Source organism: Agromyces hippuratus, assembly GCF_013410355.1.
In the GTDB taxonomy this organism is placed as follows: domain Bacteria; phylum Actinomycetota; class Actinomycetes; order Actinomycetales; family Microbacteriaceae; genus Agromyces; species Agromyces hippuratus.
This window is the reverse complement of sequence record NZ_JACCFI010000001.1, coordinates 1,868,481-1,881,269: the sequence shown is the minus strand read 5'-3', so window position 1 is coordinate 1,881,269 and position 12,789 is coordinate 1,868,481. Positions and strand designations below refer to the sequence as shown.

The following is a 12,789-nucleotide window of genomic DNA, read 5'->3' as shown; positions in this document are numbered from 1 at the left end:
GCAACAGGCGACTCAGCGGACCAGCCGCACCTCGTGGATCTCCTCGCCGAGGAACGGCACGTCCTGCGCGGCGCCGTCGGGCGTGAAGCCGTTGCGCGCGTAGAACCGGTGGGCACGCGGGTTGTCTTCGGCGACCCAGAGGTACCCGGGGCGATCGCCGCACGCGGCGTCGAAGAGCTTCTGGCCGATGCCCGTGCCGTGATAGGCGTCGAGCAGGTAGATGAAGTAGAGCTCGCGCTCGCGCGGAGGGTTCTCGTCACGGGCGGGGCCCGAGCCGACGAAGCCGACGATCTCGCCGTCGACGAGGGCGGCGAACTGGTTGTACTCCTCGCCGCGGGCGGCCATGTGGGTCCACAGCTCGGCCATGCGGCGGGGGGAGAGGTGTTCGAACGCAGCGGCGCTGATCAGGTGGTCGTAGGTCTCGTGCCAGCAGGTCGCGTGAACGCGGCCCAGGGCCTCCACATCGGAGTCACGGATGGGGCGGACGACGACTTCGGCAACGACTTCGGTGCTCATGCCCCGAGACTAAGCCAGCATGCGCGTCGCGCGAAATCGAGCGGCGGATGGCTCGGTGCTACCGTGGCAGCATGACTCCGCAGGAGCTCGAGAACTTCGTTCATCTGCGCCGGGCCCGCGATCTGATCGATCGCGAGTACGCCGAGCCGCTCGACGTGCCGACGATGGCGGCGCAGGCGCTCATGTCCCCGGCGCACTTCTCACGCCGATTCCGCGCCGCATACGGTGAGACGCCGTACAGCTACCTCATGACGCGACGCATCGAACGCGCGATGGCGCTGCTGCGAGCGGGTGTCAGCGTCACCGACGCGTGCATGGCCGTCGGTTGTACCTCGCTCGGCTCGTTCAGCTCCCGGTTCACCGAGATCGTCGGAGAGACGCCGACGTCGTATCGCAGCCGCGAACACGACGCGGTCAACGCCATGCCGCCGTGCGTCGCGAAGACGTACACGCGCCCGGCGCGGAGCGCACCGAGCAGGAACCGAGAAGCGAGCAGCGACGCCGCCGCGTAACGTCGCTGCCATGACCATCGCACTCCAGTACACCAACGTCACCGTCAACGATGTCGACGAAGCGCTCGCCTTCTACCGTGACGCGCTCGGCCTCGAGGTGCAGAACGACGTGGCATCCGGCGATCACCGGTGGGTCACGCTCGGCAGCGCCGCGCAGCCCGGGCTCGGCATCGTGCTCTCCGACCCGCACGCCGGCCGCTCGCAGGCCGACGGCGACGCGATGCAGGAACTCCTCGCGAAGGGCGTGCTGCCGATGCTCGTGTTCCGTTCCGACGACGTCGACGCCCTCTTCGAGCGGGTGAGCGCGTCGGGCGCCGAGGTGCTGCAGGAGCCGATCGACCAGGCCTGGGGTCCGCGCGACTGCGCCTTCCGCGATCCCTCGGGCAACACGGTGCGCATCTCGCAGGCACTCGCCGCCTGACGCGGTCGATCCTCCGGTCGATGGAACCGGGCGGGGTCATCCGGACATTCCCTGGTGAGCGGGATGCCCTCGGTGGGCTCGGTCTCAGAGGGAGAGCATCGGTGGGCGACGATCGCGAACGCAGCGACAGCGGCACGCGCGCGCCCGCAGCCGGGAGTGCGCCCGTGGCGCGATGCCCGGTTAGGCTGGCTCGACCATGGATGACGACGCCCGATCCGACGCGGTGCTCTGGCTCGAGGCCACCTCGGGTACGGAGGCGTCGTTCGGCGTGGTCTACGACCGCTATCGTGCGCGCATCTTCCGCAAGGCCTGCTCCCGCGTCTTCGATCGCACCGACGCCGAAGACGTCGTCGCGATCGTCTTCCTCGAGGCGTGGCGTCGACGCCACGACGTGCGGTTCGTCGACGGTTCGCTCCTGCCCTGGCTCCTCGTCGTGACCACGAACGTGTCGCTCAACATCGAGCGCTCGGGGCGGCGCTACCGACGCCTGCTCGCGAAGCTGCCCGCGGCAGAGCACGCGCTCGATCCGAGCCATGAGGTCGGCACCCGTCTCGACAGCGAGCGGACGGCGCGGCAGGTCACCGCCGCGCTGCAACGACTCGGCGCCAACGACCGACGCATCGTCGACCTCTGCCTCGTCGACCAGCTGCCCATGGCCGACGTGGCGAACGTGCTCGACATCCCGGTCGGCACGGTGAAGTCCCGGCTCGCGCGGGCCCGCGCGAAGCTGCAGGCCGAGCTCGGTTCGCTCCGCGAACCCCGGGAGACGCCCGCGCCGTCGACCGCAGCGCCGTCGACCGGCACGCCGTCCTCCGACGACCTCGGCATGGAGGTGACGCGATGACCCCGCCCGAGATGCGCCCCGATCGCGCCGCCGCGATCCGCGCGATGCTCATCGACCACGTGCGCACCGAGCCGGTCGCGCAGGCGAAGCGCCGCCGCCGCCGCGTTCTCGGATGGAGCGGCGTCGGCGTGCTCGCGATCGGTGTCGCGGCGACCGCCGGCGCGGTGCTGCTGCAGCCGACGGCCGTGTCGAACACCGAGGTGGTGCTCTGCATGACGGAAGCCGAGCGCGGTGCCGACGGCAGTTATCCCGGTTCGGCGGCCACGATCGCCTCACCGAGCGGCGCCGGTCGCGTCGCCGATGCGGTCGGGATCTGCACCCTCATGTGGCAGCAGGGCGTCCTCGACGAAGCGTTCGACCCGACGGCGGCGAGCAACCCGCCAGGCCGCGCGCCCGACGAGCTGCGGGGCTGCGTCATGGCCGACGGGAGTGCGGCAGTGGTGCCGTCGTCGAATGCATCGATCTGCGCCGCGCTCGGACTCGCACCCCTCGACGACTAGCCGAAGGTGCCGGTCGGGCGGAACACGATCGACTTCACCTGATCGTTGAGGCCGCCGATCCCGCCGCACCACGGCGTGCAGTTCAGGCGCGCTCCGCCGTACCTCGTCGCGCCGTAGAGGGTCACCCAGCACCCGTGGGAGCCGCCGGCGGAACTGACGTTGCTGCTCCAGCCCGAGGGCATGCTCGAGAAGCCGAACACGACGCCGTAGCATCCGCTCGATCCCCAGAACGTGAGGCTGGAACCGCCGCCGTTGCTGTTGGAGTACACGGTGCCGAGCGAGGTCGAGGCGGCGGCGACGGCGCGTCCGGATGCATCGGCGGTGCCGATCGCGGCGAGGTATCGCTCGACGCCCTCGGGCTCGGGGAAGCAGACGAGGGTGGACGGCGCGGACCGTTCGCCGACGGATCGCACTTCCACCGCGCAGTGTTCGGCCGCGGCCGCCTTCGCGCCGGTGCCGAGTGTCTCGACCGCGGTCGCGGACGAGGCCGCACCGAGGCCGGCGAATGCCAGCGATGCCGCGAGTGCGGCACTGATCAGGTTGATGCGAGGCATCGGGTCTCCTCCTCATTCCGCCCGGGCGACGGTCTGCACGGGTATGTCCGGCACGGGCGACCGAGTTCCCTCGAATCCGATGGAACCGGGTCGTGCGAGCCGGACATACCCCTATGAGCGATGGAGGCTGCGGATGCGACGGATGACGATGCTGACGACCACGATGATCGCTGCGGCAATGGCTGCGGCGGTCGTCATCGCGCTCGTGGTGGGCGGCGACATCGGGAGGGTGATGTTGTCGGGCAGCTGACCCTCGCGCCGCCATGTCGCCGGTGCCGGCCCGTCGGGGGACTCTGGCCGGCATCGCCGGGATGGCGGCGCGAACACGAACGGCCCCGACGAGCGAACTCGTCGGGGCCGTTCAGCGTCTGGGACTAGCCCTGTGCGCGGCGGTTGCCGCGCGAGTTGCCCGAGGGCGAGACGAGGCTGCCGACGCGCAGGGGCGCCTTGCCGCCCGAGGAGCGGTTGGAGGTCGAGCGCTGTGCGCCCGTCGTCTGCGCGCCGCGGCCCTGGCCGCCGCCCTGCTTGGGCGCGTTCGCACGTGCCTCGGCGGGGCGACCCGAGCGGTCGCGACGGGGCGCGCCCGCGACATCCGCCTGAGCGGCGTTGCCGCCGCGGCCGCGGCCGCGGCCCTGGCTCTGGCCTGCGCCCGTGCGCGCCTCGCCGCCGCGCTCGTCGCGTGCGGCGCGCTTGCGCTGCGCGTTGGCACCCTGCGAACGACCGCCACCGCCCTGCGGCTGGGTCGCGGCACGGGGCGCAGGCTTCACGTACGGAGCGACGTCGCCGACGAGGGCGGTCACCGCAGGCGAGGTCGCGGTGACCTGCTGCGGGGTGACGGTGATCGCTGCCTTGCGGAGCAGGGTCTTCAGGTCCTGCTTCTGCGCGGGCAGGCTGATGGTGACGACGTCGCCCTCGCTGCCGGCGCGGGCCGTGCGGCCCGAGCGGTGCAGGTACGCCTTGTGCTCCATGGGCGGGTCGACGTGGATCACGAGCTCGATGGCGTCGACGTGCACGCCGCGGGCCGCGACATCCGTGGCGACCATGACGTTGGCCGAGCCGTCGGAGAACGCGGCGAGGTTGCGGTCGCGCTGCGGCTGCGAGAGGTTGCCGTGCAGGTCGACCGCGGGGATGCCCTGCTCGGTCAGCTTCTTCGCGAGCTTCTTGGCGTGGTGCTTCGTGCGCATGAAGAGGATGCGGCGGCCGGTGCCCGATGCGAGCGCCTTCACGAGGTCGTTCTTCGCGTCGACATCGGCGACCTCGAAGACGTGGTGGGTCATCGCGGCGACGTGCGAGGTGGCCTCGTCGACCGAGTGCAGGACCTCGTTGTGGAGGAAGCGCTTGACGAGCTTGTCCACGCCGTTGTCGAGCGTCGCCGAGAACAGCAGGCGCTGGCCGTCGTTGGGGGTCTTGTCCATGATGCGCGTGACGACGGGAAGGAACCCGAGGTCGGCCATGTGGTCGGCCTCGTCGAGCACGGTGATCTCGACCGCGTCGAGCGTGACGAAGCCCTGCTTCATGAGGTCTTCGAGGCGGCCGGGGCAGGCAACGACGATGTCGACGCCGGCGCGGAGCGCGTCGACCTGGCGCTTCTGGTTGATGCCGCCGAAGATCGTCGTGGTCTTCAGGTCGTAGGCGGCGGCGAGCGGTGCGAGCACCGCGTCGATCTGCGTGGCGAGCTCGCGGGTCGGGGCGAGCACGAGGGCGAGGGGGCGGCCGGGGCGGCGACGGCCGCCGGCCAGCGAGGTGCCGAGGCGCGCCACCATGGGCAGCGCGAAGGCGATGGTCTTGCCCGAGCCGGTCTTGCCGCGGCCGAGCACGTCGCGTCCGGCGAGCGTGTCGGGCAGCGTGTCGACCTGGATCGGGAACGCGGTGGTCTTGCCGTCTGCCGCGAGTACGGAGACGAGGGGGGCGGGCACGCCGAGCGTGCTGAAGGTGATGTCGGTCACTGGTGCCTTTCAGGGCAGAGCACACCGCAGGTTCGAGGTTTCCATGAACGGAAGGTGAGACCCGGCGGTGGGTATTGGCGAAGGCGCCGGTCGGCGCATCCGTTCGCCGTATGAGAGTCACGGACCCCTGCGCGATTTCAGTTTGTACAGCGCACAGTGTCCGGAAAGCGTTTCTACGACGCAGGCGGCGCGATCGTCGCGCACACCGAGAGACAGTCTAGCGGATGACCCGCTGTGCATGCCCTGAGCGGCCGGAAACGCACTCGTGAGGCTCGGGAGGCGCGGCCTTCTCGAGGCGCTCGGGTCACCGCGGCATCCGCTCGCCGACCGGCACCTCGTGGCGCAGCGTGTTGCCCGGCTGGGCCAGCGGGCACGACCACGAGGGGTCGTAGGCGCACGACGGGTTGTAGGCGAAGTTGAAGTCGATGACGAGGGAGTCGGGGTCGGCGCCGGGCCCGAGGTCGGCGCCCTTCACGGTGTCGAGCAGGTAGCGCCCGCCGCCGTAGGTGCCGCCGGGGGCGCCGGCGAGCGTGTCCTTGACGGGCACGAAGAGTCCGCCGCCGTAGCCCGTGAGGCGCCAGACGTCGAGCGAGCCGAGGTAGGGCACGCGCACCTCGCCGACGAGCGAGAACGGGATCGACCCGTCGCTCGCGCTGTCGACGACGAGCCGCATCGGCTCGGACGCGCGGCGCACCTCGAGTTCGAACCGCCAGTCGGGGTCGTACCGCGCGACCGTGAGCCCGGTGAAGTCGGCGCGGTCGTCGGGCAGGAGCGGCGACTGCGGATGCCCCGCGAAGAGCTCGTCGCGCGCGGACTTCCAGAGCTCGTGGCCGGCCGCCGGGGAGTGCACGCTGAGCTGGCGCACCCCCGAGTAGAGGCCGAAGACGCGCCGGCGCCAGTCGGCGAGCTGGAGCGCGGCGATCGAGTCGGTCACGATGCCGCCTCCGCCTCGGCGTCCGCAGTGCCGGGCGGGTCGAAGCACCACGTCGGGGCGAGCTGTCGCAACCGCATGCCGCGCCACTGCCAGAACGCCCACGTCGGATACCAGGCGAGCGCGTCGAGCGCCCCGGCCCTCGCGAGCAGCTGGTCCCGATAGAGCGTGCGCCCGTCGGGCAGCGCGGAGACGGCCATGCGGTGGTCCCAGTCGTCGAAGGCGGAGAACACGCCGGTCTCGGCGCCGCCGCCGTCGCGGAGCATTCGCACTCCGTCGGGCAGGCCGCCGGGGCTCGTCAGGTCGACGCGCTCCTCGCCGGCAGGGAACCGTCGGAACGCGAGCACCCTGAGCCGGTGCTGCCCTTCCGGCCACACCGTCGGCAGGCCGCCGGGCTCGAGCGACTCGAAGTCGAGCCACGGCGCGACCACCTCGCGCAGCACCGCCGGACTCCGCAGCGCCCGCCACGCGGCATCCGGTGTGCAGTCGAGCGTGAGTTTCAGGAGCACCCGCATGAACCGAAAGTAGTGCTGACGGATGCCGCAGCCAAGCGCCGCGCCGGATTCGAAGCGGGTACTCGGCATGCCCGGAACCCCGAACGCCTAGACTCCGGCACATGCCCGACGGACTCTGGTGGTTGCCCTCCCTCCTCGTCTTCGCCGCTGCGACGGCGGTGCTCATCGGCGGAGTCGTGGCGCTGCGACGAGGCGGCGCCCGTCGCGAGCGTTCCGCGCTCGCCGCAGGCGCAGCGGCGGAGGTGCGGGCGAAGGGGCTCATCGTGCAGGCCGACAACGCCGTGCGCGACGCCGAACGCGAGCTCGCGTTCGCCGAGGCGCAGTTCGGCGCCGACGCGTCGCGCGCATTGCGCGGGGCGATCGACGCGGCGCGCGCGTGGATGCGCGAGGCGTTCATCCTGCAGCAGCGACTCGACGACGCCGAGGCGGACACCTCGGCCGAGCGGCGCAACTGGACCGCGCGCATCGAAGGACTCTGCACCTCGGCGATCGGCGCGCTCGACGACGCCGAATCCGCGATCGCCGGCCGCCGCCGCACCGAACGGGGCGCGCAGGCCGAGCTGCCGGCCCTGCGCGCGCAGGCAGACCGGCTCGCCCGACGCCGTGTCGAGGCCGAGGCCATGCTCGGCCGTCTCGCCACTCGCTTCGCGGAATCGGCGCTCGTCACGGCGCGAGGCGCAGAGAGCCGCGTCGATGCCGCGCTCGCCGCCGTCACAGCCTCGCTCGACGAGGCCGAGTCGAACCTCGCCCGCTCGGAGCCCGCTGCCCACCTGCTCGGCGCGGCCGCCGACGAGCTCGCACGAGCGGGGCGCGACCTCGACGAGATCGATGCGCTCGAGCTGGCGCTCGCGAAGGCGCAGGCGGATGCCTCGGAGGAGGCCGCCGCGCTCGACCGCGAGCTCGTGGCGGCGAGGCGGCAGCGCGACGCGCAGGAGGACGCCGACGCGGCCGAGGCGCTCGGCACGGCGATCGGGGCGGGGTCGGCCGCGATGGCGGATCGCGCTGCGCTCGCCGGAGACCCGTTCGCCGACCGTGATCGGCTGCGCGCGTGCCGCGACCGGCTCGAGGTGGCCCGGGCCGCCGCTCGCAACGCGCAGGGCCGGCTCGACGGCGCTCGCGGTGCGCTCGGCGGCGCCATCGCGATCGCCGAGAGCCAGCTGCGCGTGGCGCGGGCGGCGATCGAGCGCGGCGGCCACCCCGTCGGGGCCGATGCGCGCACTCGACTGGCCGAGGCCGAGCGCCAACTCGTGATCGCCCACCAGGAGCCCGACCCCGTCGCCGCGCTCGACGCGGCCCGGCGAGCGACGTCTCGCGCGAGCGACGCCGAGGCGCTCGCGCTCTACCGCGGGTATTGAGCTGGCGAGACTCCGCTGACGTGACGTGACGTGACGTCGGCTCGGCGAGGAGTCGTCACAGCGAGGAGCGCGGCGTGCCCACGGGATAGCCTGTGCGGGTGAACGAGCAGAGCCCCGATCCCGCCGCGCAGTCCAAGTACCAGGTGCGATTCGACTGGGGGCGGCGAGGCGCGGAGCGCATCGCCGCCGGAGCGCACCTCCTCGTCTGGATCGACGTGCTGCCCGGCACCGGTTCGCTGCCGCACGCGACCATCGTCGGCCTGGCACCCCGCAGGGCGGCCGTGCTCGAATCGGGTCTCGTCGACGCGTCGGCGACCGCACGGTGGATCCTCGCCGAGCAGGAGCGCCTCGGGGAACGGGCGTTCATCGCCGTCGTCGCCGCGGGCGACGCCGACGCGGGCTTCTCGGCCGACGACCTGCTCGGCGCCGGCGCGGTGATCGACGCCCTCGCGGCGCTCGGCATCGACGACACCTCGCCCGAGGCGGCGGTCGCCGCCTCGGCGTTCGGCGGACTCCGCAGGGCAGTGCGCCACCTGACGTCGGCGTCGGCGCCCGGTCGTGGCGCGTTGGCCGCCGGCATGGGCATCGGCGAGCTGCACGATGCCGCGACGCTCGATGCGAACGACACGGCGCGGGTGCTCAGGGCCGGCGCCGAGGCATCCGTCGGCTGAGGCCTCAGGCCGCTGCGCGCTCCGCCTTGCGGGCCCGGTGGGCGCGCACCTTCGCGCGGTTGCCGCAGCGCTGCATCGAGCACCAGCGACGGCTCGCCGCGCGAGAGGTGTCGAGGTAGACGACGTCGCAGTCGGCGCTGGAGCAGCACCGGATGCGCTCGGCGTTGTCGGGCGAGAAGAGGTCGACGGCGTCTCGTGCGATCGTCGAGAGCGCCTGCGCCACGGTCTGCACCGATCGCCCCGCCTGACGGGTGCCGCCCGCGAGGGTGGGCGGTACGTCGGGCGTCGCCGCGTAGAGGTTCACGAGGTCGATGTCGGCCGGGCGCACCGGAGCGTCGTCGCTCACGGCGACCGCCATGCGGCTGATCGCGTCGCGCAGTGCGATCGCGTCGAAGAGGTCGCGCGAACGTGCGGCGCCGATGGCGACGGGGAAGCGCTCGTGGAGCCAGTGCGTGAGGTCGTCGGGCGCGTGCAGCTGTTCGTCGGTGCGGAGTCCGCCGATCTGGCCGGTGTAGGCGAAATCGAGCGCGAACGAACCCGAATCGAACCACCAGCGAACGCCCTCGGCGGTGGTGAACCACTGCCCGACGGGGATCGAGACGGTTGAGACGGGCACGCCACCAATCTAGCCGGTGCCGGCGGGACCATCCGACGAGGTGACGGGTTCCGGGGCGCGCATGCGCGCCCCGGAATATCTTCAGCCGTTCGCGGCACTCGCTGCCCGGCGTCGCACGGCCGCGGTGATCTCGCGTCGACGCCACACGATGAGGTTCGCCCGGTCGAATCCGCGTCGGCACAGCCCGCAGCTCAACTGACGCTGCGGCTCGCGGTACCGGAAGTGCTCGTGGCCCGCAGGGCAATGCCCGACCCACGGTGCGAGCTCATGGGCGACCTCGCCGTCATGCGTGCGCCGGCCGACGTAGCCGAGCCCCGAGGCGACCGTGGCCCATTTCGGCCCGTGCCCCGCGCGGGGGCCGGCGAGCGCGTGCGCGACCTCGTGCAGCAGGATCTGGTGGATCTCGTCGTCGTCGTAGCGGGCGGCGAGGTAGCGCGACACCGAGATGCGCTTCTCGGTGTAGTTGCAGAGCCCCGCGCGCTTCTTCGCGTTGTCGAACGCGAAACTCCATGTCGCGGCGTCGAGATGGAGCACGATGAGGGCTTCGGCCCATCGTCGCACCCGCTCGAGATCCGCCATGGAACAGAGAATAGTCCCGACGAGGGTCACGGGGGAGGAACCTGCGACCCCCGATCGGGTGGCGGATCCGCGGGTGCTGCGGTCAGCCCGCCGCTGCGAGCGGCACCCGGTAGAGCCGGTCGTCGCCCTCACCCGGTGAGCCGCGTCCGTCGGTGTTGTTCGTGATGAGCCACAGGGAACCGTCGGGGGCGGCCGCGGCGTCGCGGATGCGGCCGAGGTCGCCCGTGAACCACGATGCCGACTCGAGCGCGCCGCCGGTGGTCGCGGGCGCGATCGTCCAGAGTCGCTCGCCCCGCAGCGCGGCGAGGAAGAGCGTGTCGCCGATCACCGCGAGCCCGCTGGGACTCGCCTCCGCCGTGGACCACTGCAGCACGGGGTCGACGAACCGCGGGTCGCCGGCGACGCCCTCGACGACGGGCCAGCCGTAGTTGGCGCCGCGGGTGATGCGGTTCAGCTCGTCCCACGTGTTCTGCCCGAACTCGGCGGCCCAGAGCCCTCCGTTCGCATCCCAGGCGATGCCCTGCGGGTTGCGGTGCCCGAGCGACCACACGGCGTTGCCGAACGGGTTGCCCGGCGCGGCGGCGCCGTCGGGGGTGACCCGCAGGATCTTCCCCGACAGCGAACCCGGGTCCTGCGCGGCATCCCGGTTGCCCGCGTCGCCGCTCGTGACGTAGAGCAGGCCGTCGGGACCGAAGGCGATGCGGCCGCCGTTGTGGTTCGCACCGCCGCGCGGGATGCCGGTGAGCACGGCCTCCGAGCCGCCGAGCGCGAGTGATCCCGGGGCGCCGGTCAGCGGCATCCGCACGACCCGATTCTCGGAATCGGCCGTGTGGTACGCGTAGACCCGGTCGGGACGGTCGCCGTCGCCCGGCAGGAACGCGAGCCCGAGCAGCCCGCCCTCGCCGCCGGCCACGACGCCGGGCACGGTGCCCGCCACGCGATGAGATCCGTCGGGCAGCACCTCGACGACGGTGCCCCGGTCGCGTTCGCTCACGAGCACGCCGCCGTTCGGCAGCACGAGGATCGACCACGGCGCGTCGAGCTCGGCCGCGATCGGCTCGGGGGCGCCCGACGGCGTGAGCACGGGCGGCGGGGGCGCGGGCGTCGCGGGCGGAGCCGTCGACGGCGGCGCGGAACTCGGCAGGGGCGTCGGGGTCGGCAGCGGGGGCGCGGGCGTGCACGCCGCGAGCAGGCCGAGCGAGACCGAGAGCAGCAGACCGGCAGCGGATGCCGCGCGCCCGACGGGCCCCGATCGGCGCCGCGCGCCGGTGCCCGCGTCGGTGCCTGCGTCGTCGGCGGTGCAGCCGCCGTGCGGAACCCGAGTACGCGCCATCCCGTCCTCCTCACTCCAGTGTGCCCCGAGTCCGCGCCAGAATGGGAGCATGCCCGCCGAGAACGATGCGAACAGCATCGACCTGAACAGCGACCTCGGAGAGTCCTTCGGGGCGTGGCGCCTCGGCGACGATGCGGCGATGTTCGCCCTCGTGTCGAGCGCCAACATCGCCTGCGGGTTCCACGCGGGCGACCCGGTCACGATGCTCGCGAGCGCTCGTCTCGCCGCCGGGCACGGCGTCGCGCTCGGTGCGCATCCCGGCTACCGCGACCTCGCGGGGTTCGGCCGGCGTGCGCTCGACACGAGTCCGGTCGAGATCGCCGCCGAGCTCCTCGTGCAGCTCGGCGCGCTCGACGGCATCGCCCGCGCAGCCGGCACCAAGGTGCGCTACGTCAAGGCGCACGGCGCGCTCTACCACCGGCTCGCCTCCGACCACTCGGCCGCCCACGCCTTCGTCGAGGCCCTCGCCGCCTTCGACCCCGCACTCACCGTGCTCGGGCCGCCGTCGGGCGCGATCGCGAGGGGCGCGGATGCCGCCGGCCTCCGCTACGCCCGCGAGGCCTTCGTCGACCGGGGCTACGCGGCCGACGGCTCCCTCCTGCCCCGAGGCGAGCCGGGCGCCGTGGTCGACGATCCCGCCGCGGCATCCGATCGGGCGCTCGAGATCGCCGAGACCGGAGGCATCACCGCCGACGACGGCAGCCGGGTCGAGCTCGACGCCGACTCGCTGTGCCTGCACGGCGACACCCCCGGCGCCGTCGCGATCGCACGGGCGGTGCGCACCGCGCTCGAACGGGCGGGGTTCCAGATCGAGGCGTTCGCGTGAGCCGCCGCCTGCTGCCGAGCGGCGATGCCGCCCTGCTCGTGGAGTGCGACAGCCTCGACGAGGTGCTCGCGCTGCACGATGCGCTCGCGGCCGAGCCGCCGGTCGGCCTCGTCGAACTCGTGCCCGCGGCGCGCACGATCCTCGTCGCCGTCGACCCCGAGCGCCTGCCGCTCGAGTCGGCCGCGACGTGGGTGCGGCGCATCCCGGCCGAGGCCGCGGCCCGCAGGTCGGGCCACGTCGCCGACGAGGTGACCGTCGACGTCGTGTACGACGGCGACGACCTCCGGAGTGCCGCCGCCCTCCTCGGCGTCTCGACCGAGGCCCTCGTCGCCCGGCACCAGGCCGTCGAATGGCGGGTCGCGTTCATCGGCTTCGCGCCGGGGTTCGGCTATCTCGTGAGCGACGACTGGCCGTTCGAGGTGCCGAGGCTCGATGCGCCGCGCCCCAGAGTGCCCTCAGGGGCCGTCGCACTCGCCGGGGCCTTCGCCGGGGTCTACCCGCGCCAGAGTCCGGGCGGCTGGCGAGTCATCGGTCGCACGGATGCGCCGCTCTGGGACCCCGCCGCGGAGTCGCCGGCGCTCTTCGCACCGGGGCGCCGGGTGCGTTTCCGGGAGACCGGTCGGCCATGACCCGGTTCACCGTCGAGGCGCCGGGTGCGCTCGCATTCGTG

General features: G+C 72.9%; 16 protein-coding genes. 8 read left to right on the top strand and 8 right to left on the bottom strand.

Going from position 1 to position 12,789, the window contains the following annotated elements; all coding sequences use genetic code 11:
- Nucleotides 1-12: 12 nt before the first annotated feature.
- The gene (locus tag BJY17_RS08815; RefSeq protein ID WP_074260047.1) at nucleotides 13-516 is read right to left on the bottom strand and encodes a GNAT family N-acetyltransferase; all 504 of its coding nucleotides are present in this window, start codon (nucleotides 514-516) and stop codon (nucleotides 13-15) included.
- Nucleotides 517-587: 71 nt separating this feature from the next.
- On the opposite strand from BJY17_RS08815, the gene BJY17_RS08810 reads away from it, so the two are divergent.
- The 4 genes from BJY17_RS08810 to BJY17_RS08795 all read left to right on the top strand — a co-directional run bounded on the left by BJY17_RS08810 (nucleotide 588) and on the right by BJY17_RS08795 (nucleotide 2,793).
- The gene (locus BJY17_RS08810) at nucleotides 588-1,028 is read left to right on the top strand and encodes a helix-turn-helix transcriptional regulator (protein ID WP_179551017.1); all 441 of its coding nucleotides are present in this window, start codon (nucleotides 588-590) and stop codon (nucleotides 1,026-1,028) included.
- A 10-nt stretch (nucleotides 1,029-1,038) separates the two neighbouring features.
- Complete coding sequence (locus tag BJY17_RS08805) at nucleotides 1,039-1,449, top strand: VOC family protein (protein ID WP_179551016.1); 411 nt, start codon at nucleotides 1,039-1,041, stop codon at nucleotides 1,447-1,449.
- A gap of 196 nt (nucleotides 1,450-1,645) precedes the next feature.
- Entirely contained in the window at nucleotides 1,646-2,293 is a 648-nt protein-coding gene (locus tag BJY17_RS08800; RefSeq protein WP_179551015.1) for an RNA polymerase sigma factor, read from the top strand.
- On the top strand, nucleotides 2,290-2,793 hold the full coding sequence (locus tag BJY17_RS08795) for a hypothetical protein (protein ID WP_179551014.1): 504 nt from the start codon (nucleotides 2,290-2,292) through the stop codon (nucleotides 2,791-2,793). The genes BJY17_RS08800 and BJY17_RS08795 overlap by 4 nt, the downstream gene beginning before the upstream one ends.
- Here the strand turns inward: BJY17_RS08795 and BJY17_RS08790 are convergent.
- The 4 genes from BJY17_RS08790 to BJY17_RS18495 all read right to left on the bottom strand — a co-directional run bounded on the left by BJY17_RS08790 (nucleotide 2,790) and on the right by BJY17_RS18495 (nucleotide 6,739).
- The gene (locus tag BJY17_RS08790) at nucleotides 2,790-3,347 is read right to left on the bottom strand and encodes a hypothetical protein (RefSeq protein WP_179551013.1); all 558 of its coding nucleotides are present in this window, start codon (nucleotides 3,345-3,347) and stop codon (nucleotides 2,790-2,792) included. The genes BJY17_RS08795 and BJY17_RS08790 overlap by 4 nt on opposite strands.
- Nucleotides 3,348-3,721: 374 nt before the next feature.
- Nucleotides 3,722-5,293: a DEAD/DEAH box helicase gene (locus BJY17_RS08785; protein ID WP_179551012.1), complete on the bottom strand. Its 1,572-nt coding sequence runs from the start codon at nucleotides 5,291-5,293 to the stop codon at nucleotides 3,722-3,724.
- A gap of 304 nt (nucleotides 5,294-5,597) precedes the next feature.
- Nucleotides 5,598-6,227: a DUF1684 domain-containing protein gene (locus BJY17_RS18500; RefSeq protein ID WP_322789785.1), complete on the bottom strand. Its 630-nt coding sequence runs from the start codon at nucleotides 6,225-6,227 to the stop codon at nucleotides 5,598-5,600.
- Complete coding sequence (locus tag BJY17_RS18495) at nucleotides 6,224-6,739, bottom strand: hypothetical protein (protein WP_246303690.1); 516 nt, start codon at nucleotides 6,737-6,739, stop codon at nucleotides 6,224-6,226. Before BJY17_RS18495 ends, BJY17_RS18500 begins: the two co-directional genes overlap by 4 nt.
- Before the next feature lie 101 nt (nucleotides 6,740-6,840).
- On the opposite strand from BJY17_RS18495, the gene BJY17_RS08775 reads away from it, so the two are divergent.
- Together BJY17_RS08775 and BJY17_RS08770 are read left to right on the top strand one after the other, a co-directional pair.
- On the top strand, nucleotides 6,841-8,094 hold the full coding sequence (locus tag BJY17_RS08775) for a hypothetical protein (protein WP_179551010.1): 1,254 nt from the start codon (nucleotides 6,841-6,843) through the stop codon (nucleotides 8,092-8,094).
- 98 nt (nucleotides 8,095-8,192) lie between these two features.
- Nucleotides 8,193-8,765: a hypothetical protein gene (locus BJY17_RS08770; protein ID WP_179551009.1), complete on the top strand. Its 573-nt coding sequence runs from the start codon at nucleotides 8,193-8,195 to the stop codon at nucleotides 8,763-8,765.
- A 4-nt stretch (nucleotides 8,766-8,769) separates the two neighbouring features.
- Here the strand turns inward: BJY17_RS08770 and BJY17_RS08765 are convergent, their stop codons facing one another.
- From BJY17_RS08765 to BJY17_RS08755, 3 genes are all read right to left on the bottom strand, one after another.
- A complete protein-coding gene (locus tag BJY17_RS08765; RefSeq protein ID WP_322789784.1) occupies nucleotides 8,770-9,381 on the bottom strand; it encodes a CGNR zinc finger domain-containing protein in 612 nt (203 codons plus the stop codon).
- An 81-nt stretch (nucleotides 9,382-9,462) separates the two neighbouring features.
- Nucleotides 9,463-9,960, bottom strand: coding sequence for a SprT-like domain-containing protein (locus BJY17_RS08760; protein ID WP_179551008.1), 498 nt, complete (start codon nucleotides 9,958-9,960; stop codon nucleotides 9,463-9,465).
- 82 nt (nucleotides 9,961-10,042) lie between these two features.
- The gene (locus BJY17_RS08755) at nucleotides 10,043-11,293 is read right to left on the bottom strand and encodes a PQQ-dependent sugar dehydrogenase (RefSeq protein ID WP_179551007.1); all 1,251 of its coding nucleotides are present in this window, start codon (nucleotides 11,291-11,293) and stop codon (nucleotides 10,043-10,045) included.
- 49 nt (nucleotides 11,294-11,342) lie between these two features.
- Here BJY17_RS08755 and BJY17_RS08750 point away from each other — a divergent pair, with 49 nt between their 5' ends.
- Nucleotides 11,343-12,119, top strand: a complete 777-nt coding sequence (locus BJY17_RS08750; protein ID WP_218889871.1) for a LamB/YcsF family protein — start codon at nucleotides 11,343-11,345, stop codon at nucleotides 12,117-12,119.
- Nucleotides 12,116-12,748, top strand: a complete 633-nt coding sequence (locus BJY17_RS08745; protein WP_179551006.1) for a 5-oxoprolinase subunit B family protein — start codon at nucleotides 12,116-12,118, stop codon at nucleotides 12,746-12,748. The genes BJY17_RS08750 and BJY17_RS08745 overlap by 4 nt, the downstream gene beginning before the upstream one ends.
- Nucleotides 12,749-12,789 lie beyond the last annotated feature (41 nt).